This window comes from Aeromicrobium sp. Leaf350, from assembly GCF_916858655.1.
In the GTDB taxonomy this organism is placed as follows: domain Bacteria; phylum Actinomycetota; class Actinomycetes; order Propionibacteriales; family Nocardioidaceae; genus Aeromicrobium.
This window is the reverse complement of sequence record NZ_CAKASL010000001.1, coordinates 1,451,903-1,475,955: the sequence shown is the minus strand read 5'-3', so window position 1 is coordinate 1,475,955 and position 24,053 is coordinate 1,451,903. Positions and strand designations below refer to the sequence as shown.

The 24,053-nt window shown below is 71.5% G+C and carries 29 protein-coding genes; 18 read left to right on the top strand and 11 right to left on the bottom strand.

Annotated features, from left to right (window positions below; translation table 11 throughout):
- From LO931_RS07400 to LO931_RS07385, 4 genes are read left to right on the top strand one after another with little or no spacing between them, the layout of a single operon-like run.
- Complete coding sequence (locus LO931_RS07400; protein ID WP_229052641.1) at positions 1-792, top strand: coniferyl-alcohol dehydrogenase; 792 nt, start codon at positions 1-3, stop codon at positions 790-792.
- A 9-nt stretch (positions 793-801) separates the two neighbouring features.
- A complete protein-coding gene (locus LO931_RS07395) occupies positions 802-2,208 on the top strand; it encodes an aldehyde dehydrogenase family protein (protein WP_229052640.1) in 1,407 nt (468 codons plus the stop codon).
- Complete coding sequence (locus LO931_RS07390) at positions 2,208-2,399, top strand: ferredoxin (protein WP_229052639.1); 192 nt, start codon at positions 2,208-2,210, stop codon at positions 2,397-2,399. Before LO931_RS07395 ends, LO931_RS07390 begins: the two co-directional genes overlap by 1 nt.
- Positions 2,396-3,640, top strand: coding sequence for an NAD(P)/FAD-dependent oxidoreductase (locus LO931_RS07385; protein WP_229052638.1), 1,245 nt, complete (start codon positions 2,396-2,398; stop codon positions 3,638-3,640). Before LO931_RS07390 ends, LO931_RS07385 begins: the two co-directional genes overlap by 4 nt.
- A 257-nt stretch (positions 3,641-3,897) precedes the next feature.
- Here LO931_RS07385 and LO931_RS07380 read toward each other — a convergent pair whose 3' ends face one another.
- Positions 3,898-4,083, bottom strand: a complete 186-nt coding sequence (locus LO931_RS07380; RefSeq protein WP_229052637.1) for a hypothetical protein — start codon at positions 4,081-4,083, stop codon at positions 3,898-3,900.
- Positions 4,084-4,336: 253 nt separating this feature from the next.
- Positions 4,337-4,903 carry a TetR/AcrR family transcriptional regulator gene (locus LO931_RS07375; RefSeq protein ID WP_229052636.1) on the bottom strand — a complete coding sequence of 189 codons (567 nt, stop codon included), beginning with the start codon at positions 4,901-4,903 and terminating at the stop codon, positions 4,337-4,339.
- Between the two features lie 74 nt (positions 4,904-4,977).
- Between LO931_RS07375 and LO931_RS07370 the strand changes: the two genes are divergently transcribed.
- Positions 4,978-5,559, top strand: a complete 582-nt coding sequence (locus LO931_RS07370; RefSeq protein ID WP_229052635.1) for a dihydrofolate reductase family protein — start codon at positions 4,978-4,980, stop codon at positions 5,557-5,559.
- Between the two features lie 24 nt (positions 5,560-5,583).
- Here LO931_RS07370 and LO931_RS07365 read toward each other — a convergent pair whose 3' ends face one another.
- The gene (locus tag LO931_RS07365) at positions 5,584-6,168 is read right to left on the bottom strand and encodes a hypothetical protein (RefSeq protein WP_229052634.1); all 585 of its coding nucleotides are present in this window, start codon (positions 6,166-6,168) and stop codon (positions 5,584-5,586) included.
- A gap of 300 nt (positions 6,169-6,468) precedes the next feature.
- Here LO931_RS07365 and LO931_RS07360 point away from each other — a divergent pair, with 300 nt between their 5' ends.
- A complete protein-coding gene (locus LO931_RS07360) occupies positions 6,469-8,580 on the top strand; it encodes a DEAD/DEAH box helicase (protein ID WP_229052633.1) in 2,112 nt (703 codons plus the stop codon).
- A gap of 68 nt (positions 8,581-8,648) precedes the next feature.
- On the opposite strand, the gene LO931_RS07355 is transcribed toward LO931_RS07360, so the two are convergent.
- Positions 8,649-9,338 (bottom strand): GAF and ANTAR domain-containing protein, encoded by a 690-nt coding sequence (locus tag LO931_RS07355; protein WP_229052632.1) that lies wholly within the window; start codon positions 9,336-9,338, stop codon positions 8,649-8,651.
- Between the two features lie 98 nt (positions 9,339-9,436).
- Between LO931_RS07355 and LO931_RS07350 the strand changes: the two genes are divergently transcribed.
- The 6 genes from LO931_RS07350 (at position 9,437) to LO931_RS07330 (ending at position 14,507) form a co-directional block, all read left to right on the top strand.
- Positions 9,437-10,651: an NAD(P)/FAD-dependent oxidoreductase gene (locus LO931_RS07350; RefSeq protein WP_229052631.1), complete on the top strand. Its 1,215-nt coding sequence runs from the start codon at positions 9,437-9,439 to the stop codon at positions 10,649-10,651.
- A 49-nt stretch (positions 10,652-10,700) separates the two neighbouring features.
- Entirely contained in the window at positions 10,701-10,823 is a 123-nt protein-coding gene (locus tag LO931_RS17550; RefSeq protein WP_255657790.1) for a hypothetical protein, read from the top strand.
- Between the two features lie 115 nt (positions 10,824-10,938).
- Positions 10,939-11,613, top strand: coding sequence for a response regulator transcription factor (locus tag LO931_RS07345; RefSeq protein WP_229052630.1), 675 nt, complete (start codon positions 10,939-10,941; stop codon positions 11,611-11,613).
- A gap of 7 nt (positions 11,614-11,620) precedes the next feature.
- Positions 11,621-12,952 carry a cell wall metabolism sensor histidine kinase WalK gene (locus tag LO931_RS07340; RefSeq protein WP_229052629.1) on the top strand — a complete coding sequence of 444 codons (1,332 nt, stop codon included), beginning with the start codon at positions 11,621-11,623 and terminating at the stop codon, positions 12,950-12,952.
- Positions 12,953-13,008: 56 nt separating this feature from the next.
- The gene (locus LO931_RS07335; RefSeq protein ID WP_229052628.1) at positions 13,009-13,752 is read left to right on the top strand and encodes a hypothetical protein; all 744 of its coding nucleotides are present in this window, start codon (positions 13,009-13,011) and stop codon (positions 13,750-13,752) included.
- Between the two features lie 149 nt (positions 13,753-13,901).
- The gene (locus LO931_RS07330) at positions 13,902-14,507 is read left to right on the top strand and encodes a hypothetical protein (RefSeq protein WP_229052627.1); all 606 of its coding nucleotides are present in this window, start codon (positions 13,902-13,904) and stop codon (positions 14,505-14,507) included.
- A gap of 71 nt (positions 14,508-14,578) precedes the next feature.
- Here LO931_RS07330 and LO931_RS07325 read toward each other — a convergent pair whose 3' ends face one another.
- On the bottom strand, positions 14,579-15,070 hold the full coding sequence (locus tag LO931_RS07325; RefSeq protein WP_229052626.1) for a hypothetical protein: 492 nt from the start codon (positions 15,068-15,070) through the stop codon (positions 14,579-14,581).
- 161 nt (positions 15,071-15,231) lie between these two features.
- Here LO931_RS07325 and LO931_RS07320 point away from each other — a divergent pair, with 161 nt between their 5' ends.
- Positions 15,232-16,479, top strand: coding sequence for an FAD-binding oxidoreductase (locus tag LO931_RS07320; RefSeq protein ID WP_229052625.1), 1,248 nt, complete (start codon positions 15,232-15,234; stop codon positions 16,477-16,479).
- Here the strand turns inward: LO931_RS07320 and LO931_RS07315 are convergent.
- Complete coding sequence (locus LO931_RS07315; protein ID WP_229052624.1) at positions 16,427-16,801, bottom strand: DUF3817 domain-containing protein; 375 nt, start codon at positions 16,799-16,801, stop codon at positions 16,427-16,429. The genes LO931_RS07320 and LO931_RS07315 overlap by 53 nt on opposite strands.
- Before the next feature lie 55 nt (positions 16,802-16,856).
- Between LO931_RS07315 and LO931_RS07310 the strand changes: the two genes are divergently transcribed.
- Positions 16,857-17,513: an amino acid-binding protein gene (locus tag LO931_RS07310; protein WP_229052623.1), complete on the top strand. Its 657-nt coding sequence runs from the start codon at positions 16,857-16,859 to the stop codon at positions 17,511-17,513.
- 128 nt (positions 17,514-17,641) lie between these two features.
- On the opposite strand, the gene LO931_RS07305 is transcribed toward LO931_RS07310, so the two are convergent.
- From LO931_RS07305 to LO931_RS07295, 3 genes are read right to left on the bottom strand one after another with little or no spacing between them, the layout of a single operon-like run.
- Complete coding sequence (locus tag LO931_RS07305; RefSeq protein ID WP_229052622.1) at positions 17,642-18,529, bottom strand: SDR family oxidoreductase; 888 nt, start codon at positions 18,527-18,529, stop codon at positions 17,642-17,644.
- Between the two features lie 57 nt (positions 18,530-18,586).
- The gene (locus tag LO931_RS07300; RefSeq protein ID WP_229052621.1) at positions 18,587-19,129 is read right to left on the bottom strand and encodes an SRPBCC family protein; all 543 of its coding nucleotides are present in this window, start codon (positions 19,127-19,129) and stop codon (positions 18,587-18,589) included.
- Complete coding sequence (locus tag LO931_RS07295) at positions 19,126-19,482, bottom strand: metalloregulator ArsR/SmtB family transcription factor (protein ID WP_229052620.1); 357 nt, start codon at positions 19,480-19,482, stop codon at positions 19,126-19,128. The genes LO931_RS07300 and LO931_RS07295 overlap by 4 nt, the downstream gene beginning before the upstream one ends.
- 54 nt (positions 19,483-19,536) lie before the next feature.
- Between LO931_RS07295 and LO931_RS07290 the strand changes: the two genes are divergently transcribed.
- Positions 19,537-20,481 (top strand): 1,4-dihydroxy-2-naphthoyl-CoA synthase, encoded by a 945-nt coding sequence (locus LO931_RS07290; RefSeq protein WP_229052619.1) that lies wholly within the window; start codon positions 19,537-19,539, stop codon positions 20,479-20,481.
- A gap of 56 nt (positions 20,482-20,537) precedes the next feature.
- Positions 20,538-21,320 carry an SHOCT domain-containing protein gene (locus tag LO931_RS07285; protein ID WP_229052618.1) on the top strand — a complete coding sequence of 261 codons (783 nt, stop codon included), beginning with the start codon at positions 20,538-20,540 and terminating at the stop codon, positions 21,318-21,320.
- A 13-nt stretch (positions 21,321-21,333) separates the two neighbouring features.
- Here the strand turns inward: LO931_RS07285 and LO931_RS07280 are convergent, their stop codons facing one another.
- Complete coding sequence (locus LO931_RS07280) at positions 21,334-21,753, bottom strand: hypothetical protein (protein WP_229052617.1); 420 nt, start codon at positions 21,751-21,753, stop codon at positions 21,334-21,336.
- 131 nt (positions 21,754-21,884) lie between these two features.
- Between LO931_RS07280 and LO931_RS07275 the strand changes: the two genes are divergently transcribed.
- Complete coding sequence (locus LO931_RS07275; protein WP_229052616.1) at positions 21,885-22,526, top strand: hypothetical protein; 642 nt, start codon at positions 21,885-21,887, stop codon at positions 22,524-22,526.
- A gap of 119 nt (positions 22,527-22,645) precedes the next feature.
- On the top strand, positions 22,646-23,533 hold the full coding sequence (locus tag LO931_RS07270; protein ID WP_229052615.1) for an enoyl-CoA hydratase-related protein: 888 nt from the start codon (positions 22,646-22,648) through the stop codon (positions 23,531-23,533).
- 10 nt (positions 23,534-23,543) lie between these two features.
- On the opposite strand, the gene LO931_RS07265 is transcribed toward LO931_RS07270, so the two are convergent.
- Positions 23,544-24,005 (bottom strand): SRPBCC family protein, encoded by a 462-nt coding sequence (locus tag LO931_RS07265; RefSeq protein WP_229052614.1) that lies wholly within the window; start codon positions 24,003-24,005, stop codon positions 23,544-23,546.
- Positions 24,006-24,053: the final 48 nt, after the last annotated feature.

The window sequence follows — 24,053 nt, the reverse complement described above, 5'->3', positions numbered from 1 at the left end:
ATGTCCCCCTACGCAGGCAAGCGCGTCGTCGTCACCGGTGCCGCCTCCGGCATCGGCCACGCGACCGCGTCACTGCTGGTCGACGAGGGGGCCGAGGTGTTCAGCCTCGACCGCAACGAGCCGACCGCCGCCGTCGCCGGCCACGTCAAGGTCGACCTGTCCGATCCCGACAGCATCGACGCGGCCCTCGCCGAGCTGGACGGCACGTTCGACGTGCTGTTCAACGTGGCCGGCCTGCCCGGCACGGCACCCGCCGACGTCGTGTTCAAGGTCAACGCCCTCGCGGTGCGCCACCTGAGCGAGGCGTTCCTCGAGCGGCTGAACCCGGGCGGCTCGGTCGTCGTGGTGTCGTCGACGGCGGGCTTCGGCTGGCCCGACCGGCTCGAGACCATCAAGGACCTGTTGACGACCGACACGTTCGCGGAGGGGGTGCAGTGGCTCGCCGACCACCCCCAGGAGGGCAACGCCTACAACTTCTCCAAGGAGGTCGCGACGGTCTACACGATGCTCATGGCGCTCGTGTTCGCCGAGGCGGGCTTCCGCATCAACGCCGTGCTCCCGGGCCCGGTCGAGACACCGATCCTCGCCGACTTCGAGGAGACGATGGGCCACGACAACCTCGACGGGCTCAAGGAGCTCCTGGGTCGCCACGCGCGGCCGGAGGAGATTGCGAAGGTCGCCCTGTTCCTCGGCTCCGACGACGCGAGCTGGGTCAACGGCCACCCCTTGCTGGTCGAGGGTGGCGCGTTCGGAGCCGTCTACACGGGCCTCGTGCCCCCGCCGCAGATCTGAGGAGCAGCCATGACCGACACCATTCCCCCGACGCTGGCCGCCGGCGACGTGACCGATCTCGGTGACCTCCTCGACCGGCTGCGCGAGGCGCACGCCTCGGGACGCACCCGCTCGGCCACCTGGCGGGTCGCGCAGCTGAAGGCGCTGCGCCGGCTCGTCGACGAGAACGAGCCGCGCATCGTGCAGGCGCTGGCCGACGACCTGGGCCGCACCCCGACCGACGCCTGGCTCGGCGACATCGTGTCGACGACCGGCGAGATCGACTACGCGATCAAGCGCGTCCGGTGGTGGATGCGCAAGCGCCCGCGCCCGCTGCCGCTCAACCAGCAGCCCGCCCTCGCGTGGGTGCAGTACGAGCCGCTCGGCGTGGTGCTGGCCGTCGGGCCCTGGAACTACCCCTTCTACCTCGCGCTCGGCCCGCTCGTGGCAGCGCTGGCGGCCGGCAACTGCGCGGTCGTCAAGCCGTCGGAGCTCGCCCCCGCGACGTCCGCGCTGATCGCCGAGCTCGTGCCGCGCTACCTCGACACGAGCGCGGTCGCCGTCGTGGAGGGCGACGGCGCCACGACGCAGACGCTGCTCTCGCTCGGCTTCGACCACGCCCTGTTCACGGGCGGCACGGAGGTGGGTCGCAAGATCATGGCCGGTGCCGCGGCGACGCTCACGCCGGTCACGCTCGAGCTGGGTGGCAAGAGCCCCGTGTACGTCGCGGCCGACGCCGACCTCGACGTCGCCGCTCGCCGCGTCGCGTGGGTCAAGCTGCTCAACTCCGGACAGACCTGCATCGCGCCCGACTACGTGCTGGTCGACCGCTCCGTGCGCGACGAGTTCGCGCACAAGGTCTCCGACGCGCTGCGCGCGTTCCGCGGTGCCGATGCCGAGCGCGGCATGCCGATCGTGAACGACCGGCAGTTCGAGCGGCTGGCGGGCTACCTGCGCTCGACCACGGGACTCATCGTGCACGGCGGGCTCAGCAACGCTGCCGACCGCACGATCCTGCCGACCGTGGTGGTCGACCCCGATCCGCACGACCCGGTCATGACCGACGAGATCTTCGGTCCGATCCTGCCGGTGATCACCGTCGACTCGCTCGACGAGGCCATCGCGTTCGTGCGGGAGCGGCCGAAGCCGCTCGCGCTGTACGCGTTCACCTCGTCGCGGCACACGCGCAAGCGGCTCGCCGACGAGGTCCCGGCCGGCGGCGTGGTGTTCAACCACATCGCGATGCACGTGCTGGTGCCGCAGCTGCCGTTCGGCGGCGTCGGCGACAGCGGCATGGGGGCGTACCACGGTGAGTGGGGCTTCCAGGCGCTGAGCCACCGCAAGTCGGTGCTCAGCAAGACCACCTCACCCGACCCGCGCTTCGTCTACCCGCCGTACACGGACAAGGCGCTCAAGCTCATGCGGAGGATCTTCTGATGCGTATCTGCGTCGACATGGACAAGTGCACCGGCCTGGGCATCTGCGAGTCCGTCGCGCCCGACTACTTCGAGGTCGGCGACGACGGCGAGCTGCGGGTGCTCAAGCAGGAGATCGCGGTCGAGGACGTGACCGAGCTGGAGGAGGCCGTCACGAGCTGTCCGACCGAGGCTCTCTGGATCGAGTCGTGACACGACTCGTCGTGGTGGGCGCCTCGCTGGCGGGGCTGCGCGCGGTCGAGGCCGCGCGCAAGGCCGGCCACGAGGGGCCGATCACCCTGGTGGGTGACGAGCCGCACGTGCCGTACGACCGCCCGCCGCTGTCGAAGGCGTACCTCGACGAGGGGGAGCCGGAACCGACGACCTTCCGCGAGGAGGAGCACCTCACGGGCGAGCTCGGAGTGGAGCTGGTGCTCGGTCAGGGCGCGACGGGTCTCGACACGGAGCGGCAGGAGGTGCGGGTCGGCGAGGAGCGGGTCCCGTACGACGCGCTCGTCGTCGCGACCGGCGCGCGAGCCCGCACCCTGCCGCAGGCGGGCTCGCTCGCGGGGGTGCACGCGCTGCGCACCCTCGACGACGCGGTGGCCGTGCGGCGCGAGCTCGACCGCGGGGTCAAGGTCGTCGTGGTCGGGGCCGGATTCATCGGCTCCGAGGTCGCGTCGGGAGCGCGGAAGCGCGGGCTGGACGTCACGGTCGTCGAGGCGCTCGAGACGCCGCTCGTGCGTGCGTGCGGCGAGGCGCCCGGACGCTGGATCGCGGGGCTCCACGAGCGCCACGGGACCCGGCTGCTCTGCGGCAGTGGCGTGGCGGACCTGCACGGCTCCGGATCGGACGGGGGAGGCCGGGTCGAGGCGGTCGAGCTCACCGACGGCACGGTGCTGCCCGCCGACCTGGTCGTCGCCGGCATCGGCGCGATCCCGAACACCGAGTGGCTCGAGGGCTCCGGTGTGGAGCTCGAGAACGGCGTCGTGTGCGACGCGACCCTCGCCTCCTCGGTGCCAGGCGTGTACGCGGCAGGCGACGTCGCGAGCTGGGTCAATCCCGTTTTCGATCGACGTCAGAGGCTCGAGCACTGGACCAGCGCCGCCGAGCAGGGGGCCATCGCGGCGCGGAACGCCCTCGATCCCGCGAACCCCACCGCGTACCGGACGGTGCCGTACTTCTGGTCGGACTGGTACGACGTGCGCATCCAGTTCGTCGGCACCCCGCAGGCCGACGAGGTGCTGCTCGTCGACGGCGACCCTGACGCCGGCGAGCGCTGGGTCGCGCTCTACCGCTCCGGCGACCGCTTGGTCGGAGCCCTGACCGTCAACGGGCAGACCGAGATCATGAAGTACCGCGGCAAGATCCTGAAGGGCGCCACCTGGGACGACGCCCTCGCCTTCGCCGACCAGCGCAAGGAAGCGCGGGCCGCCGCCGCCACCGGTGGTTGAGGGGCTCACGCCAACCACCGGTGGTTGAGGTGTGAGGAGCTCTCGCGACGAGCCTCGAAACCTCCCGCACCTGACAGCTCCGCCAGCGCAGGACAGCCGCAAGGACCAGCCGCAGCGGACGGCGGTGAGCCAACAACCTCACGCCCAGGTGGCGGTGAGCCAGCATCCTCTCGGACCCCACATGAGGTTGCCTGCTCACCACCGCCGCGTGTGAGCGGTGCGTCAGCAACGTCATGCGCTCGAGAAAGGTTGCCTGCTCACCGCTCGGGCAGCGTCCGCGTCGCGACGGCGTTTCCCATCGACGTGACAGCGAGGGACACGAGCAGCCCCGCGATCACGGGCAGCAACCACTGCAGGAAGCCGAGGTCCGCAGAGAAGCGTGAAGCGTGAAGTGCGAAGTACGCCAGGACACCCGTCACGACGCCCACGACGTTCGAGCACATCAGAATCCGCAACCTGCTCTGACGTGACACACCGAACCACATGCGCCCCTTCTCCTGAGGGCCCCTGTCGATGCCGAGATACTCGCTCAATGTTCCCATGATCCCCCCGGATCTCGTTCGTGATCGGCCCGCGACGTGCGGGACCCGCCTCCTCGTGGTCGCCCGAGCGGGCGATCCTGCGGGTGCTCGCACGATAGGGAGAAGTTCCCGGACCCTGCCATGACCCGGAAGTGGCCATCCCTAGCCGACTTCGCTAGGGCAGGAGGCCGGCGACGAGGTCGTCCACGACCTGGTCGAGGTCGGCGTCGGGATCGATCGAGACGGTGACGCGGTCGAGGACCAGTCCGTCGACCGCGTAGTGGAACAGGGCGATCTCGCGCGCACCGCCGGGGAGGCCGGCGGCCTCGTTGTAGGCGACGTCACCGCGGAACCCGGCGAGCAGGGTCTCGTGCATCAGCGAGGCGACCTCGGGTCGGCGCGCGGCCTCGAGCCGCATCTCGAACCAGGCGAGCGTCACGTCGCGGTCGGCCAGCATGCGGCGCACGATGTCGCGCAGGTGCCGCGTGAACGAGTCGCGGCCCGGGGGCAGCGCGCCCAGCTCGGCCAAGACGGTCTCGTCGGGCGTCAACCGGGCGACGATGCGCTGCAGCAGGCCCTCGACGAGCTCGGCACGGGAGCGGAAGTAGTTCGACGCCGTGCCGGTGGGCAGCCCGCTCTCGCGGTCGACCGCTCGGTGCGTCAAGCCGCGCGAGCCGTCGCGGGCGAGCACGGCGATGCCGGCGTCGGCCAGCACGTCGCGGCGCGTGTCGTTGCGGACCATGCCGCCACCCTAGCCCAACCACGACATCTGTAGTACCGTATCAATCACAACACCTGTAGTGATTGGAGCAGTCCATGCGTGAGCTGACCTACTTCGTCGCGGTGTCCCTCGACGGATTCATCTCCGGCCCGGACCACGACTTCAGCGCCTTCCCCGTGACGGGCGACCACATCGAGATGATCTTCCGCGAGTACCCCGACACGCTCCCGAAGGTCGGGCTCGACGCGATGGGACTGACGGCGACGGGCGACCGGTTCGACACGACGCTGATGGGCTGGAAGACCTACGAGGTCGGCTTCGAGGCGACCCGCGACCCGTATCCCCACACCCGACAGGTCGTGTTCTCCCGCTCGCACACCCAGGCCGAGGCGCCGCCGAACATCGTCGTGACCGACGAGGACCCCGTCGCCGTCGTGCGACGGCTCAAGGCCGAGCCGGGCAACGGCATCTGGCTGTGCGGTGGCGGCGACCTCGCGGGCCAGCTGGTCGACGAGATCGACCGGCTCGTGCTCAAGGTGAACCCGATCGTGCTCGGAGGCGGCACCCCGCTCTTCAGCGGCGTCACGTCGGCCCGCACGTGGACCCGGGCGGAGAGCACGCCCTACGACAGCGGCGTCGTCGTCAACGAGTACGTGCCCGCGGCCACCGCTGGTTGAGGTGCCTCAACCACCGGTGGTGTTCTACGCCGGCGTCTCGACCGCTGCGCGGATCTGGTCGCACGCCGCCCACGCGACGGCCGGGTCCTTGAAGCCCCAGTAGTGGCAGCGCAGCGCGCCGTCAGGGGTGAGCAGCGTGAGCCAGCTCGAGGTGAGGATCTGGATGATCGGCACGGTGCTGGTCATGCCGTACGACCAGCCGTGCTCGCCGGGCCGGAACTGGTCGGCCGGGAACGGCTCGCCGCCGGTCGCGTCGGCCCACTCCTGCTGCGCGTAGGCCAGCACACCGGCATCGGACAGGTCGGGGTCCTCGAGCACGGTGACCTTCGCGCGCAGCCCGACGTCGGGATCGGGCGGGCTCCAGGCACAGCCGCGGGTCGAGCCGATCGAGGCCGCGCTCGGCGGCTGGGCCGGGTCCTGCCCGCCGAACGCGTCGAACACCGGACCGATGTCGAAGGTGTTGCAGGCCGGAACGGGATCGAGCGACGGCGTGGCCGCAGCCGTGTCGCTGCCGCCCGACGCCGGCTCGTCCTCCGGCAGCAGTCCGCACGACGCGACCAGCGTCAGGGCCAGCAGCAGGGCCGCGGCGAGGGGGTGCCGTGCACGCATCGCGTACCTCCCGGGAGGAGTTCATGAGGGGCGTGCGGCGGACGCCGGAGCCCCGGGTCAGCGTAGTGCGCCGGGGCGATCCTGCCCGGGAATCGTGCAGATGGTCCGTCCTGACGTACACTCGTCTGCGGTGCTCGGCCCGTCGGGGGTCCAGCACCAGTCATGGCGCTCACCACGTGATCGCAGCCGGCTCTCGGCCCCGATCGCCCCCAGGTGGCGTACGTCGGCACCATGACGCACGTTCTTGAGTTTCACGATGCGACGAGCACGGTGCTCGTCGCATCCTCCGAGGAGGAGTCCGTGGCCAATCGAGGTCAGGGTCGCTCCGGGGGTGCTCGCACCTCCGGTGGCCAGCGTCGACGAGAGATCGACAACCAAGGCATTCTGCCCGTGCTCGCGCGCGGCGTCCGTGAGGTCGAGGCCGCCGTCCAGCGCGGGCGCGGCACGTCGATCCAGTCGCGCTACCAGGCGATCGCGCTGCTCGTGCGCGTCGAGCGCCAGCGGGTCAAGGCCGACACCGAGGTCAGCGAGGGCCAGCGCGCCGAGCTGCTGAAGCGGCTCGACGGCGTCGCCACGATCCTCGCCAAGACCGCGGCCCGCGAGCCGCAGCTGTTCGACCTGCTCGCCGACGACGCCGTGCCCTCCGACGAGGTCAAGATGCTGATGCGGGAGATGAACCAGTCCGCGGGCCTCGAGGTCGCCCCGGAGCCGGAGCCCGTCGTCGACGAGGTCACCGCGCGCACCGAGCGTCGCGTGCTGCCGCAGTCGGTCGTCGCCCGTCAGCTCGCCAACCCGTTCATGGCGCCCGACTTCTCCGCGCCTCCCCCGCCCCAGCCGCAGACCCAGCGCCTGTCCACGTGGGAGCTCATCGGTCCGCTGCTCTCGGCGTTCGAGCGCGCCAGCGCCGGGTCGCCGGCGTGCATGGAGCTGCCGGAGCCGAAGTCCCTCATGACCCCCGGCGGACTGCCGCTGATGCACCACCAGGCCGAGGTCGTGCAGGCGGCCCTGGAGGGTCACCGCACCTTCCTGCTCGCCGACGAGCCGGGCCTCGGCAAGACCGCGCAGTCGCTCCTCGCGGCGCACGCCGCCGACGCCTACCCGATGCTCGCCGTGGTGCCCAACGTCGTGAAGGCCAACTGGGCCCGCGAGGCCGAGATCTGGACCCCGCGCCGCAAGGCCACCGTGATCCACGGCAACGGCGACGACATCGACGGCTTCGCCGACATCGTGATCGTCAACTACGAGGTGCTCGACCGCCACGTCGGCTGGCTCGGCGACCTCGGCTTCCGGAGCATGGTGCTCGACGAGGCGCACTTCATCAAGAACAAGTCGTCGCAGCGGTCGCAGCACGTGCTGCAGGTCGCCGACCGCATCCGCCAGCGCGTCGCGCGCCCCTTGATGCTCGCCCTGACCGGCACCCCCCTGATCAACGAGATCGAGGACTTCCGGGCGATCTGGGAGTTCCTCGGCTGGATCGACGAGAAGCAGCCCCGCGCCCAGCTCATGGCCGCGCTCGAGGAGACAGGGCTGACGCCGCTCGACCCGAAGTTCTACCCCGCGGCGCGCAGCCGCGTGATCGACCTCGGCATCGTGCGCCGCCGCAAGATCGACGTCGCCGCCGACATCCCGGACCGTCGCATCGCCGACATCCCGGTGGAGCTCGAGGGCGAGGCGGCGCGGTCCATCCGCGACACCCAGCGCGAGCTCGTCCGCCGTCTCGTGTCGCGCTACGACCACGCGGTCGCGGCGCGCAGCGAGAAGCCGGAGGGCATCGACGAGCAGATCGTCGAGCACGTCGCGATGCTGGTGCGCGACGAGACGCCGGCCGACGACGCCGAGAACGTCTTCACGATGATGCGGCGCATCGGTCAGGCGAAGTCCGCCCTCGCGGCCGACTACGCCGTGCAGCTGGCCCGGCAGGCCGGCAAGGTCGTGTTCTTCGCCAAGCACATCGACGTCATGGACACGGCGCAGGAGGTGTTCGAGCAGCGCGGCCTGCGCTACTCGACCGTCCGCGGCAACCAGTCGTCGACGGCCCGCCAGGAGAGCATCGACGCCTTCGTCAACGACCCGGACGTCAAGGTCATCGTCTGCTCGCTGACGGCCGCCGGCGTCGGCCTCAACCTGCAGGTCGCGTCCAACCTGGTGCTCGCCGAGCTCTCGTGGACCCACGCCGAGCAGACGCAGGCCATCGACCGGGTGCACCGCATCGGTCAGGACGAGCCGGTCACCGCGTGGCGCATCATCGCCGCGCAGACGATCGACACGAGCATCGTCGGCATCATCGACCGCAAGGCCGGCCTGGCCGCCCGCGCGCTCGACGGCCTGGACGAGGAGACCACCTCGGCGGACCTGCAGCTCGAGACCCTGACCGCCCTGCTGCGCACGGCCCTGGAAGAGCGCACCGCCTGAGCGCCGGTGGTTGAGGTGCCCCCTTCGAACGAGTGAGCCTCGAAGGGCATGCCGCCACTCGCGCGGCGTCAGCCGGGGAGCTTGAAGAGCTCGGAGTCGGCGCGGTTGCGCACGAGGTCCTCGGCGAGGGCACGCAGCTTGATGTTGCGCTGCTGGGAGACCCGACTGAGCACCGCGAAGGCCCGGTCGGCGTCGATCTCGAAGCGCTCCATGATGATGCCCTGCGCCTGCCCGATCAGGTTGCGGGTGTCGGCGGCGACCTTGAGCCCGTCCTCCTGGTGCGAGGTGGCGACGGCGACCGACGCGTGCCGCGCGAAGACCTGGGCGACCTCGACGTCGCCGTCCTCCCACGCGTGCGTGCGGTGCGAGTACAGGTTCAGTGATCCGTAACGACGGTTCTGGCTCGCCAGGCGCACGCTGATGACGCTGCGCAGCCCGAGCGGCGCGACCTCCGAGCCCCACCGCTGCCAGCGCGGGTCGGCCTCGACGTCGCCGGACACGTAGACGGGCTCGCCCTCGATCGCGTCCAGGCACGGCCCCTCGTCGAGCTTGCGCTGCAGCTCGTGCGACCGCTCGACCGCGTCGTTCGTGGCCAGCATCGTCTCCAGGCGGGTGCGACTGTGCACCAGCAGGATGCCGGCCTGGTCGCATGCGAGGGCCTGCTGGGCGAACTCGACGATGCGCGCCAAGGTGTCGGCCATGGTGGCTTCGGCATGAAGCTCCAGGGCCATCTCGGCGAAGAAGGACGAGTCGGGCACCAGCCACCTCCTGAGGTAGGTCGTGGCAGGAGGATACGGCCTCGGGGACCAGTGGACGGACCACCCTGCGCCGTCGCCGCCCGTGGTTGACTGACGGCGTGAGTGCAGAGGCCGTGCAGCCCCAGTCCGCTGAGTCCGAGATCGCGCCTGAGAGCGTCGTCGTCGTGGGAGCCGGAGTCGCCGGATGGCGCCTCGCCCGCGACCTGCGCGGTGCCGGATTCACCGGGCCCGTGACGGTCGTGGGCGACGAGGCGCCCTACGACCGGCCGCCGCTGTCGAAGCAGTACCTCGCCGGGGAGTACGACGACGCGCGCATCAGCCTGTACCGCGGCGACGAGCCGACGTCGATCGACGTCACGGTGCGCGAGGGTCGCGTCGCGTCGGTCCGGTCCGGGGTCGTGACGCTCGACGACGGCGAGACCGTCGAGGCCGACGCGATCGTCGTCGCCACGGGATCCACCGCCCGTCGGCCCGCGATGCTCGACGGCCACCAGGTCCACACGCTCCGGACCCGTGAGGACTCCCAGACGCTGCGGGCAGCCATCGCCGACGGCCGCTCGCTGCTGGTCCTGGGTGGCGGCTTCATCGGCGCCGAGGTCGCGGCGACGGCCCGTGCGGCGGGTCTCGACGTCACGATCGTCGAGCTGCAGCCGCAGCTGCTGGGCGCCGCCTTCGGCAGCGAGTGCGGCACGCGGCTCGAGCGGGTGCACCGTGAGAACGGCGTCGAGCTCGTGACCGGGGTGGGCGTGGAGCGGCTCGAGACGCGGGGCGACGCGACGGTCGCGGTGCTCGCCGACGGTCGGGAGCTGACCGCTGACGTCGTCGTCGCCGGATTCGGTGCGGCGCTCAACCTGGACGTGCTGGAGGGTGCCGGCCTCGACCTCGCGGACGGGGTCGTCTGCGACTCCTCGGGCCGGGTCGTGAGGCTCGACGGCGTCTGGGCCGTCGGCGACATCGCGGCGTGGCACGACCCCGTGCTCGACCGGCCGGTGCGCCGCGAGCACTGGCAGGTCGCGGGCGAGCAGGCGTCGCTCGTGGCGCGCACGATCGCCGGCACCGCCGACGCCACGACGAAGCGCAACCCGCCGTACTTCTGGTCGGACCAGTTCGACCTCAAGGTGCAGGTCTTCGGACGGCCCGAGCTCGCCGACCGGGCCGGCTGGCTCGAGGCGGACGACCTCGATCCCGAGAGCGTCTGGGCCTACCACCGGGGCGACACGCTGGTGGCGGTCGTGACGTTCGGGATCCCGCGCCTGCTCGGCCGCTTCCGCCCGCTCGTCACCGAGGGCCTGGCGAGCGTCACCACGGCCTGACTCCGCTCCGTAGACTGGGGTCTCGACGTCGAACGGCAAGGGGACAGCCATGTGTCAGAAGGTCACCTGCTCGGACTGCGGCAAGGCCACCTGGGTCGGCTGCGGCGAGCACATCGAGGAGGCGCTCGCGGGCGTCCCCGACGAGCAGCGCTGCGCAGGCCACGCCGCCTGAGCCCCAGCTCCGCTGGTTGAGGTGCGAGGAGCTCTAGCGACGAGCCTCGAAACCTCGAGCGGTGGTGGCTGACGTCTTCAGCCCGGCTTCAGGCGTCGTGCTTGATACTGAACCGGTGCGCGTACTGGTGGTCGACGACGAGGTCCAGCTGGCCGAGGGCATCCGCCGCGGTCTCGAGGCCGAGGGCTGCGCCGTCGACGTCGCGCACGACGGCATCGACGGGCTCTGGTACGCCACCGAGCACCCGTACGACGTGATCGTGCTCGACGTGATGATGCCCGGTCACTCGGGGTGGACCGTCGTGAAGAAGCTGCGCGAGGAGGGCAACTGGACCCCGGTCCTCATGCTCACCGCTCGCGACACCGACGCCGACCAGGTGCAGGCGCTCGACGGCGGCGCCGACGACTACCTGACCAAGCCGTTCTCGTTCACGGTGCTCGTGGCCCGGCTGCGCGCCCTCGCGCGGCGAGGCGCCCCGGAGCGCCCGGCCGTCCTGGAGGTCGGCGACGTCGTGCTCGACCCCGCCGCGCGCACCATCTCGCGTGCCGGCACCCCCGTCCCGCTGACGACCCGCGAGCTGGCCGTCGCCGAGTTCCTGCTGCGCCGCGCGGGGCAGGTCGTCTCCAAGCTCGACGTGCTCGCGGGTGTCTGGGACGAGGCCTTCGACGGCGACCCGAACATCGTGGAGGTCTACGTCGGGCACGTCCGTCGCAAGCTCGACCGCCCGTTCGGCCGCGCGAGCCTGCAGACCGTGCGCGGAGCCGGCTACCTCTGGAACGTGCAGGGCTGAGGCGGCCATGGCGCTGCCGCTCCTGAGGGGCCGATCCGTCCGCGCGCGATCGGCGATCGCCTCCGCGCTCGCGATCGCCGTGGTGCTCGGGGTCGTCATCGTGGGCTTCACGCTGGTCATGCGCTGGAGCGCGGACGGTCAGACCCGAGAGCTCGCGGAGACCACGGCCGAGGTGCTCGCCGACCGGGTGGCCATCGACGGGCTCCCCGTCGTGACCGAGTACGACGGCGAGTCGCTCGTGCAGGTCGTGGACGCCTCCGACCGTGTCGCCGCCGCCGGCGGAGGCGCGGCGAACCTCACGGTGCCGAACGTGTCGGGCCCGGCCACGATCGACGGCACGCGCTACTACGTGGTCGACCTGCTGGTCCCGAACACCGAGCTGCACGTGCGGGTGGCGCGGGCCTACGACGACGACACGGAGTCGCGTCGCACCGCTCAGACCGTGCTCGTCGGCGTCGCGCCGACGCTGCTCGTGCTGGTCGCGATCCTGGCCTGGTTCTCGACCTCCCGCGCCCTGCGGCCGGTCGCCGACATCGGCCGCGAGGTCGAGGCGATCGGGGCCAGCGACCTGCACCGGCGCATCGAGGTGCCCCCGACCCGCGACGAGATCGCCGACCTGGCCGGCACGATGAACGCCCTGCTCGACCGCCTGCAGTCGGGCTCCGAGGCGCAGCGGCGCTTCGTCGCCGACGCCTCGCACGAGCTGCGGTCGCCGCTGGCGACCCTGCGGCAGTACGCCGAGCTGGCGCGGACGCACCCGGGAGACCTGGCGCCCGGTGAGCTGGCCGACGTCGTCGACTCGGCCAGCCGGCGGTTGCAGACCCTGGTCGACGACCTGCTCGTGCTGGCGACGGTCGCCGAGGGCGGTGAGCAGGAGCGCGGCGAGATCGACCTCGACGACCTGGTGCTGAGCGAGCTGACCGCGTTCCGCTCGTCCGGTGTCGTCGTGGACTCCTCGGCGGTGCGCCCCACGAAGGTGGCCGGCCAGGAGCGCCGGCTCGCGATGGTCGTGCGCAACCTGCTGGCCAACGCGATGCGGCACACGAGCTCACGCGTCCGCGTGGCGACGGGCAGTGACGGTGACGGCGCGTACCTGGTCGTGGCCGACGACGGTCCGGGCGTCCCGGTCGACCAGCGGGAGCGGATCTTCGACCGCTTCGTGCGCCTCGACGACGGCCGCGCGCGCGACGAGGGCGGATCGGGCCTCGGCCTGGCGATCGTCGCGGCCGTCGTGACCGAGGGGGGCGGCACGGTGGTGGTGGACGAGGCTCCCGGCGGCGGCGCGCGCTTCACGGTGCGCCTTCCGGTGTGGGACGGCTGGGACACCGACCCCGCCTGAAGCCGGCTTCAGGTCGCTTCAGGTTGGCTTCAGCGTCGGACCTCCAGAGTGGAGGCATGAGCAACGAGAACACGCCCCCCACGAGCCCCGAGAACTCCGACGCCCCCGAGCAGCCGGCCGCGGCGCAGCCGGCCCCCGAGCAGCTGACGCCCGCGCCCGCGCCGGCCGCCCCAGCAGCCCCGGCTCCGCGTCGCCGCGGCGGCCTGGTCATCGCCGGTGTCGCCGCCGCCGTGATCCTCTCGGCCGGCGTCGGCGCCGCGTTCGCCCTCGCCCTGTCGGATGACGACGATGACGACCTGACCGGCTTCAACACCTCCAGCAACGGTCAGACCAACGGCGGCAACGGCAACGGCTTCGACGGTCCGAGCGACGGCGGCGCCACGGCCGCGAGCGACGAGACCGACCTCGACGGCATGATCGACGCCGCGAACCAGGCGCTCACGGTCGCGCAGGGCGACGTCGTCGCGATCGAGGAGCGCTCGCCCGGCACCTGGCGCGTCGACGTGCAGGGTGGCGGCCGCGAGTACGAGGTCGTCGTCGACGGCTCCGGAGCCCGCGTGACGGAGGAGGACGACGACGATGACGGCGACGACCTGCCGCTGACCGCCGACTCGGTGACCGCGCTCGTCCAGGCGGCCAACGCCAACACCGCCGGCCGCGTCGTGCAGGTCGAGTCCGACGACAACCGCTACACGGTCGAGATCCGCACGAGCTCCGGCTCGACGGTCGAGCTCGACCTCGACCAGTCCTTCCAGGTCGTCGGCACGGACCGCGACGACGACGACGGCGACGACGACTGACACCGCCCCTGCCGGGGACTCGACGAAGGGCCGCACCCACCCGGGTGCGGCCCTTCGTCATGCCTGGCGTTGCAGCGGTTCTCGGTTCCTGAAGAACGCCTTCAGGTCGCTTCAGGGTGGCTTCAGCACCCGGCCATCAGAGTGGAGTCATGAGCAACGACGCCACCATCCCCACGCCCCCCACCTCCCCCTCCTCCGAGCCGGCCGCGGCCCCGCGCCGTCGCAAGGGCCTGGTCATCGCGGGCATCGCCACGGCGGTCGTCCTGGCCGCCGGCGCCGGCGTCGCCCTCACGCTGGCCCTGACCGGTGACGACGAGCCGGTCGCCTTCCAGTCCGCCTCCAGCAACAGCGGTTCCTCGAGCGCCACGGGCGACACCGACGTCGACGCCATGATCGCCGCGGTCGACGAGGCCCTGACCGCCGCCGACGGCGAGGTCGTCGGGATCGAGCAGCAGGCGAGTGGCGACTGGCGCATCGAGATCCAGGGTGACCGCGAGTACGAGGTCTTCGTGGACGCCTCCGGCGCCCGCGTGGTCGAGCAGGACGGTGACGGTGACGGTGACGACCGCGGCCTGACCGCCGACGCGGTCACCGCGATCGTCGAGGCCGCCACGGCGAGCGTCGAGGGCGAGGTCGTGCAGATCGGCTCCGACGACAACGGCTACACCGTGGAGGTCCGGCCGACCTCCGGTCCCTCGGTCGAGCTCGAGCTGGACCAGGACTTCCAGGTCATCGGCTCCGAGACCGACGACTGATCGTTCGTCCCCCAGGACACGACGAAGGGCCGCACCCGGTGGGTGCGGCCCTTCGTCGTGCTCGGGTCAGATCACTTCACGGCGTCGGGTGCAGCGCCGTCGGCGAGCTTGTCGACCTCGTCCGGGACGGCCGTCGGGCCGGGCCGGGTGACGTCCGCGCCGGCACCCGAGGGCGGCGGCGTGTAGGCCGGGGCGGACGAGCTGCCCTTGAGCTTGGAGTACGCGAAGCCGCCGGCGGCAGCGATCAGTCCGACCACCGCGACCTTCTTGAGCTTCGACTTCTTCTTCTTGGGCTTGGCGCCCTCCGGCAGGCGGTCCGTGACGTCGTCCGGCAGACGCTCGTACAGCGAGGCGTGCAGCTCGGGCAGGCGCGTGCGGAGCTCGTCGGCTCCCTCGTGCAGCTTGGACTTGACCTGGTCGCGGACGATCGGAGCCTTGGTGGTGACCTGGTCGACGACCTGGTCACGCAGGATCGGGGCGTTCTTCGCGACCTGGGCGCGGAGGTCCTCGTAGGTGTTCTCGATCTGGTCGCGCACGGTCTTCTTCTTGCGGCGCAGCGGCATGTTTCCTCCTCGTGGTCCTTCTTCGACCCTAACGGGAGGCTCGGCATCCGCACCCTGACCGATCTCGCGAGCTGGACGCGGGGCCGCGCGATGGGGCGCGCAGCGTCGGTCGTGCTGGAGGGTGCCTGGCGCGGGTAGCCTCCCGGGAAGGGGAGGTGCTCATGACGGAACGGTCGGACCACGTCGTGGTCGTCGGTGCGGGCATGGTCGGACTGGCCACCGCGTGGTTCCTGCAGGAGCACGGCGCGCGGGTCACGGTCGTGGACCGCACGGGCGTGCTGGCCGGGTCCTCGCGCGGCAACGCCGGATGGCTCGCTCCGGCGCTCACGCTGCCGCTGCCCGATCCGGCGATCCTGGCGAGTGGAGCTCTGGCCACGCTCAAGCCGTCCTCACCCGTCTACGTGCCGCCGACCCTCAATCCACGCCTGCTCCGCTGGTTGCTCGACTTCACCCGGCACTGCACGCCGGGCCGGTGGCGGGCGGCGATGGAGGTGTTCGCGGTGGCGAACGCCCGCGCGCTCGACGCGTTCGACGCGCTCGCGATCGACGAGCCGACGAAGCAGGCAGACCCCTTCCTCGCCGCGTTCCGCAGCGAGAAGGACCGGTCGGTCCTGGTCGAGGAGTTCGAGAACGTCGCGACGCTCGGCGGGGTGACGGAGTACGAGCTGCTCGACGAGGCGCAGGTCCACGCGGCCGAACCGGCGTTGGGTGACGCTGTCACGTCGGGGCTCCGCCTCGCGGGTCAGCGGTTCATCGATCCGGTGCGCTACGTGTCGTCGCTGGCCGACGCCGTCCAGGCGCGCGGGGCGGAGGTGCTCACGGCCTCGGTCACCGGAACCGCCGCTCGCGGTGGTGGCGTGGTCGTGTCGACCTCGGCGGGCGTGCTGGAGGCCGACGCGGTGGTGATCGCGGCAGGTGCCTGGATCTCCGACCTCGCCCGGCCGCACGGGGTAAAGGCGTTCGTGCAGGCGGGTCGTGGTTACTCGTTCACGGTGCACCCCGAGAGCCAGCCGCGAGGGCCGGTGTACTTCCCGACCCAGCGCGTCGCGTGCACGCCGCTCGGCCCGCCGGGGGCGGAGGACGCGTTCCGGGTCGCAGGAATGATGGAGTTCCGCAGGCCGGACGCCCCGCTCGACCCCCGCCGCGTCTCGGCGATCGTCGAGGCCGGACGGCCCATGCTCCGCGGCGTCGACTGGGACGCACGCACCGACGAGTGGGTCGGCTCACGGCCCTGCACGGCCGACGGCCTGCCGCTCGTGGGGCCGACGCGCACGCCCGGCGTGCACGTGGCCGGCGGTCACGGCATGTGGGGCATCGCCCTGGGTCCGTTGACGGGTCGGCTCGTGGCCGACCGGATCATGCAGGGGTCGACGGACCCGCTGCTGTCGGCGTTCGATCCGCTGCGCTGACGCCGAGCAGACCCCGACGGTCGGCCTGGATCTCGAAGATCGCGGTCGCGAACGGCGGGATCGAGCAGGCGAGACCCACGACGAGGGTCTTGAACGACCAGCCGAAGACCCGCCAGGCGACGAGGGTCGCGAGCACGTAGACGACGAAGACCACGCCGTGGATCGGGCCGGCGATGGGGACTCCGCCCTCGGCGCCGGTGTGCGGATCGGCGGCGACGACCCACTTGAAGAACATCGCGACCAGCAGTGCAGCCCAGCTGAGGGCCTCGGCGAAGGCGACGACGCGGAACACGGTGCGAGTGGCGGATTGAACCTGAGTCACTCCGTCACGCTACCTGCGACACACACGCGTAATGGCCGTGGGTGAGAATGCGCACATGGCTTTCCTGCTGCGCGTCGAGCTGCCCGACGTCCCGGGCTCCCTCGGTGCCCTGGCGACGGCGCTCGGCTCGGCCGGGGCCGACATCGAGGCGATCGAGATCGTCGAGCACCGTGCTGACGGCAAGGCGCTCGACGACGTCCTGCTGGAGCTCCCGCCCACCGTCATGCCCGACACGCTGATCACGGCGTGCCACGAGCTCGAGGGCGTGCGCGTCCACTGGATCTCGCGCTACAACGCCGGCGTGAACCTCAGCATGGACCTGGAAGCGGTCGAGGAGTTCACCGAGGACCCGTCGCGAGCGATCGCGCGGCTCGTCGAGGTCATGCCCGAGACGTTCCGCGTCGACTGGGCGCTGGCCCTGGGGGTCGGCGACGAGGCGCTCGTGGTGCTGGGTGCCTCGCCGACGGCGCCGCGGATCGACAACGGCGACGTGCCGCAGGCGGCCGGCTGGCTGGACCTGGCGGAGTCGACCACGCTGCCCGACGTCGAGGCATGGGCGTCAACGGTGCTCGCGGCGGCTCCGGGCCGGCTGCGCGACGGGCGAGGCGTCACGATCGTCGTCGGCCGCCACGGCGGCCCCGACTTCCTCGCCTCCGAGCTGGCCCGCCTGGGCCACATGGTCTCCCTGGCCTCCAGCGTCCAGACCCCCTGACGAATTACCGCTCGCGAGAGACTTTGTTACCCCTCGCGAGCGGGTTTGTCTGTGCACAGGAGAGAGTTCGTCACTCCTGTGCACCAACAAGGTCTCTCGCCGGCGGTAACAAAGTCTCTCGCGAGGGGTCAGTCGGCGGGCTTGGCCTCGGTGAGGGGGACGTGCGCGTGCTGGAAGCGGCCGAGTGCGGCGACCTCGGACTCGAGGTCGGGCACGTGCTTCTTCGCGATGCGCAGCACGACGGACGCCCCGAGGGGTGAGTTGACGAGCGACTTCGTCCAGTTGGCCACGATGACGCCGCGCGGGATGTACACGCGGGTCTTGCGCTTCGCGAAGCCGCGGATGATGCCGGCCACGCAGTCGTCGAGGTCGGTCGTGGAGTTGGCCGGGTACGGCAGCTTCTTGCGGATGGTGCGGAACGTCGGCAGGTCGTGCTCTGCGCCGCGGACGATGTCGGTGTCGATCCAGCCCGGGTGCACCACGCCGACGCGCACGCCGAGGTGCGCGACCTCCTGGTTGGTCACGAGCGCCAGCGACTCCGCGCCCGCCTTCGACGCGTTGTACGACGCGAGACCGGCGAGGTTGCCGAACGACGCGAGCGAGGCGACCACGAGCGCGTGCCCCTTGGTCTCGACCAGGTGGGGGATCGACGGGTGCAGCGTGCGGAAGACGCCGTTGATGTTGATGTCGACGACCCGCTCGAACGAGGCCTCGTCGATCTGGCGGACGGTGCCGTAGGAGGCGATGCCGGCGTTGGCGAGCACGTGGTCGATGCGACCGAAATGGGCGGCGGCCGCGTCGATCGCGGCGGCCATGGCGGCACCGTCGCGAGCGTCGGCCTCCCACCACGCGGCGGCCTCACCGATCTCGTCGGCGACGGCGGCCAGCAGCTCGGGCTCCAGGCCCAGCAGCGCGACCCGCCCGCCCTCGGCTGCGTAGGCCCGGGCGACTCCCGCCCCGATGCCGCGTGCCGCGCCGGTGACGACCAGGACCTTGCCGCTGAAACGTGTGCTCATCCCGTCAAGATACCGACGGTATGTGAACGTGTCACTCCCGGTGTCACGTCGATCGCGTCACGTCGGCTGGTCGAGCCGCGCACGCACGCCCGGCTCGATCGTCTCGGCGAGCGCGACGTAGTGCTCGCGCTGCGCGGGGTAGTAGTCGTCCCAGGCCACGCTCTCGACGTCGCCGTCGGTCTCGGCCGTGACCAGCCGGTCGAGGTAGTACTCCCACCCCGGACCGACGTTCTCGATGGACGCGGCGTCGACCACGACCTGGCTGAAAGTCAGCGTCGTCACGCCGTCCGCCTCGGCGAGCTCGAGCGTGAGGAACCACGAGCCGTACTCATCGACGGACTCGACCCGCAGCAGCGTCGGTCGCTCGCACGCGAGGATGTCGTGCCGCTGGGCCTGGACGTCCTCGCCCTCGGCAGTCATCGCGAACATGACGAACCCGTCCGCCGGGTCGCCGGTCCAGGTGCCGATCCACCGCTCGAGCCGTTCGGGCTCCGTGATCGACGCCCAGACGTCGGCAATGGGTGCGCGGAAGGTGCGCTCCCACGACACGGAGTCGCGGTCGCCCTTGCGGGACAGGTAGCCGGTCGGGGTGGCGCTCATGCGGACTCCTCGGTGTGGGTGGGTGCGGCGAGGCGACGCTCGCGCGACGTGCGGCGGACCTCGGTGTCGAGGGCGTCGAGCGCGGACTCCGGGATCGGGGGCCGCCGCTCGAGGCTCGCAGCGAAGGCGCGGACCTCGACCAACGGTTCGGGGAGCAGCCGGTAGTGCCGCTCGCGGCCGACGTCGTCGGCCACGACCAGACCGGCCTCGGTGAGCATCCTGAGGTGTCGGCTCACCGCGGGGCGCGACACGGGGTGCTCGGCCGCGAGGTCGACGACGCGCGCCGGCCCGGCCGCGAGCCGCGTCAGCAGCTCGCGCCGCAGCGGGTCGGCGATCGCCGAGAACACGTCCATGTCGAGAAAGGTAACTCTGTTGTTACCAATATGGCAAGCACTAGGTTCAAGGTCATGAGCGCGCTGCCCTTCGTGTCCGACACCTTCGACGCCGAGCAGTGGGACGAGGTGCCCGGGTTCGACGACCTGACCGACCTGACGTACCACCGCGCGAAGGCCCACGGCACGGTCCGTGTGGCGTTCGACCGCCCGGACATCCTCAACGCGTTCAGGCCCCACACGGTCGACGAGCTGCTGCGGGTGCTGGAGCACGCGCGCACCTCGGCCGACGTCGGCTGCGTGCTGCTGACGGGCAACGGACCGAGCGAGAAGAACGGCAAGCACTCCTTCTGCACCGGCGGCGACCAGCGCATCCGCGGCAAGGTGGGCTACCAGTACGAGGACGTCTCGGCCACGAGCAGCGACACCGGAGCCGAGGAGCCCAGCCCCATCGACAAGGCCCGTCTCGGTCGCCTGCACATCCTCGAGGTGCAGCGCCTGATCCGCTTCATGCCGAAGGTCGTCATCTGCGTCGTGCCCGGCTGGGCCGCGGGTGGCGGGCACAGCCTGCACGTCGTCGCCGACCTGACGCTCGCCAGCGCCGAGCAGGCGCGCTTCAAGCAGACCGACGCCGACGTCGGCAGCTTCGACGGCGGCTTCGGCTCGGCCTACCTCGCTCGCCAGGCCGGTCAGAAGTTCGCGCGCGAGATCTTCTTCCTCGGCCAGGAGTACTCGGCCGCTGACGGCGTCGCGATGGGCGTCGTCAACCGCGCCGTGCCTCACGCCGAGCTCGAGGCGACGGCGCTCGAGTGGGGCCGCCTGATCAACCGCAAGAGCCCCACCGCGCAGCGCATGCTCAAGTACTCGTTCAACATGATCGACGACGGCCTCGTGGGCCAGCAGGTGCTGATGGGCGAGACGACGCGCCTGGCCTACATGACCGACGAGGCGCAGGAAGGACGCGACCAGTTCCTCGAGAAGCGCGACCCGGACTGGTCCGAGTTCCCCTGGTACTACTGAGCGACGGCGTCGGCGAAGGCGAGACAGGCGCGTTCGCGGGTGAGTACGCTCCGCAGATGAAGCTCGCTGCCCTGGGCGCCGTCACCGTCGTGATCGGTCTGTGGCTGGGGATCTCCGGCCTGGTCGGCATCGGCCTCTACTGGGTCGTGCTGGGCCCGGTCGTACGTCGACACCAAGGCCGCCTCCGGGCATCGATGTCGGACGAGGGCGAGGCGAAGCCGGTCGTGGACCGACGGACGTTCGCCCTCGGCTCGCTGATCTGGGCCCTCATCGGCGTGCCCTCCCTGGTCGTCGGCATCCTGCAGATCGGCATCGCTGCGGAGGACGCGAGCTGGAGGTGGCTGCCGATCGTGGTCGGAGGCACGGCAACGGCCGTCGGAGTTCTCGCGGCAGCGCTCTTCGTCCTGGGCAGTGCAGTGAGTGCAGGCCCGGGAGCCGGCAACGCCGCGACCCCGGCCACCATCTGGATCCGCGCCGTCCGCGAGACGGGCACCTTCATCAACGAGCGCCCGCGCCTGGAGTTCGAGCTGCAGGTCGAGCCGGACGCCTCGAGCGGGCTGGACCCCTACGACGTCACGAAGAAGGCGACCGTCCCGTACACGGCCATCGGGGCCCTCCGGGTGGGCGACGGGTTCCGCGCCCGGGTCGCGGGTCCGCAGGATGCGACCGCGATGGAGATCCTCTGGTCCGAGCCCGTGAGTGCTCCCGGCAGCGGGAGTGCCGCGACCTCGGGAGACGTCGCAGGGCGACTGGCAGCGCTCGACCAGCTCCGCGCCGCCGGCTCGGTCGACGACGAGGAGTACGCCGAGCAGCGCCGGAGGATCCTCGACGCGCTGTGACGCGTCCGCCCTCTCAGCAGATGCCGGTGAGCTCCTGGGCCGCGGCGTCGTACTCCGCCTGGGCGGCCTGGACGACCTGGTCGTCGACGGTCGCGCCGTCCGCCACGGCCTGAGCCTCGGCGCGGAGCTCCTCGACCGCGGCCGCCGCCTGGTCGATCGCGTCGCGGAGCTCCCCGGTGAGGGTGGGGGCGGCGAGTTCGAGCGCCTCGCGGGCAGCGCTCAGCTCCTGCTGCGCTGCCGCCGGATCGGCGTCGATGTCCTGGGCGACGCGCTCCACGAAGGCGCGGCCCTCGTCGACGGCCGGCTGGGCGAGCTCGCAGCCGACGCGGGAGCCGGCGTCCGACGCGGTGTCCCTCACGGCGTCCTCGACCTCAGAGCACGCGCCGAGCGCGAGGAGGGGAAGGAGCAGCAGCACCGGCAGTCGTCGAGTCACGCTCTTGATCGTGCCAGCGCGCAGCAACTAGGGCGCTGCGCGGACGGACCTGGGTGGTTTGGTCCGCCGTGCGGACGGGTACCCCCGTCGATCAAGGCCTTCGGGCCGTTCGCAGGTGACAGGAGCACGACATGGCCAGGCACGTCGACCACGCGGCAGATCCCACGCCCGAGCATCCCGCCGACAGGTCGGACGGGACCGGCCACGACCACGCCCGCGACCACACGGCGACCGTCGTCGGTGAGGAGCGGGCCCGCGACAAGTTCGGTGGTCTCAACATCGGCTCCGCGTTCTTCGGGTGGATCGTCGCGATCGGCGTGGCCGTGCTGCTCGCCGGCATCGTCGGCGCGGTGCTCGCCGGGCTGGACTCGACCATCGAGGTCACCCAGTCCGAGGCCGAGCGCGCGGCCGGCACCATCGGCCTGTCCACGGCCATCGTGCTGCTCGTGATGCTGGCGATCGCCTACTACGCCGGCGGCTACGTGGCCGGGCGCATGTCGCGCTTCGACGGCGTGCGCCAGGGAATCGGCGTCTGGGTGATCGGTCTGGTCGTCACGCTCGTCGCGATCGGTCTCGGCGCCGCCTTCGGCTCGCGCTACAACGTGCTGGAGCGGGTCGACCTGCCGCGCATCCCGATCTCGACCGACGAGCTGACCGGGGGTGCCGTCATCGCGGGCATCGCCGTCGTGCTCGTGACGCTCGTGTTCGCCGCCCTCGGTGGAGCGGTCGGCCAGCGCTACCACCACCGCGTCGACCGGGTCGCCCGCCGCTGAGGCTCGTCCGTCGCTTCCCGACCGCGCTGCCGGCCTGGTCGGGGTAGCGGCGGCGCGGTACGGTCACGTCTGACCGTGCCGGGTCACCCGGACCCGCGGACGTTCTCACAGGAGACCTCATGAGCGAGAGCCTGCGACTGGCCAACCTCGACTACGACGTGGCCGACCACATCGCGACGGTGCGGTTCAACCGCCCCGAGAAGCGCAACACGTTCACGAAGCAGATGGCGCTCGACATCGCGCAGGCGATCACGGCCGCCGATGCCGACGACGCGGTCCGGGCCGTCGTCGTCGCCGGCAGCGGCGGGCACTTCTGCGCGGGTGCCGACCTCGAGGCCGCCCTCACCGGGTCGCTGGGTGGTGCCGACGAGTTCGCCGAGGCGGCGGGGGACATCACGGGCGTCGAACGCGACTCCGGCGGCTTCGCGGCGCTCGCGATCGCGCAGTCGCTCAAGCCGGTCGTCGCGGCGGTGTCGGGCTCGGCCGTCGGCATCGGCGCCACGCTCACGCTGCCGATGGACGTGCGCGTGGTCGGGGAGTCGACCCGCTACGGCTTCGTGTTCAACCGCCGCGCCCTCGTGCCCGAGGCGGCGTCGACCTGGTTCCTCCCGCGCGTGGTCGCGCCGGGCAAGGCCCTCGAATGGGTCCTGACCGGACGCCTCGTGGGCGCCGAGGAGGCCCTGGCCTCGGGACTCGCCAACCACGTCGTCGCCGACGAGGACGTCGAGGCGAAGGCGTTCGAGATCGCGCGTGAGATCGCCGACAACACCTCGCCCGTCTCGGTCTCGTTGTCGCGGCAGATGCTCTGGCGTGGCCTCGAGGTCGACTCGCCCTGGCACGCCCACGCCGCCGAGTCGCGCGCGCTGGCCGAGCGGTTCCAGAGCGCCGACCTGGCCGAGGGCATCGGCTCGTTCTTCGAGAAGCGCACGCCGCAGTTCCCGATGGGCGTGCCGTCCCAGCTCCCCGACGTCGTCGAGCGCCCGGCGCAGCGCCCCGACGGGATCTGACTCGGAGTCGTCAGGCGACGACGGAGGCCAGCAGGTTCAGGGAGTCCTCGAGGTTCTCCTGCGGCACGAGCGGGAACGAGATCTTCTTCAGCAGCTCGGGATCGTCGACCTTGCCCCAGTCGTAGGTCAGCGTGACCTCGGTCTGGTCGGGACCCTGGGCGTCGAGCTCCCAGACCCACTCCCAACCGAGCGGCTCGGTGCCGGCGGGCGCGGTCTTCCAGGCGAGCAGGTGGTTCTTGTCGTAGCCGGTCACGTGGTTGTCGGTCTGGTACTCGCCGCCCATGTGGTCGCCGGCCATGTTCATCGTGAAGACCTGGCCGGTCGCCGTGATGCGGTCGGAGACGGCGTCGCCGCGGACGAATCCGGATCCGTCGATCTCGGCGTGACGTTCGGGGTTGGAGAGGACCTCGAAGACGGTGTCCGCCGAGGCGTCGATCGTGCGGGTCGCGGTCAGCTGTGTCGTGTCGGTCATGCCTCCACCGTGCGTCGGGGGTGGTGAGCCCGCAAGCCGAGTCGCGGC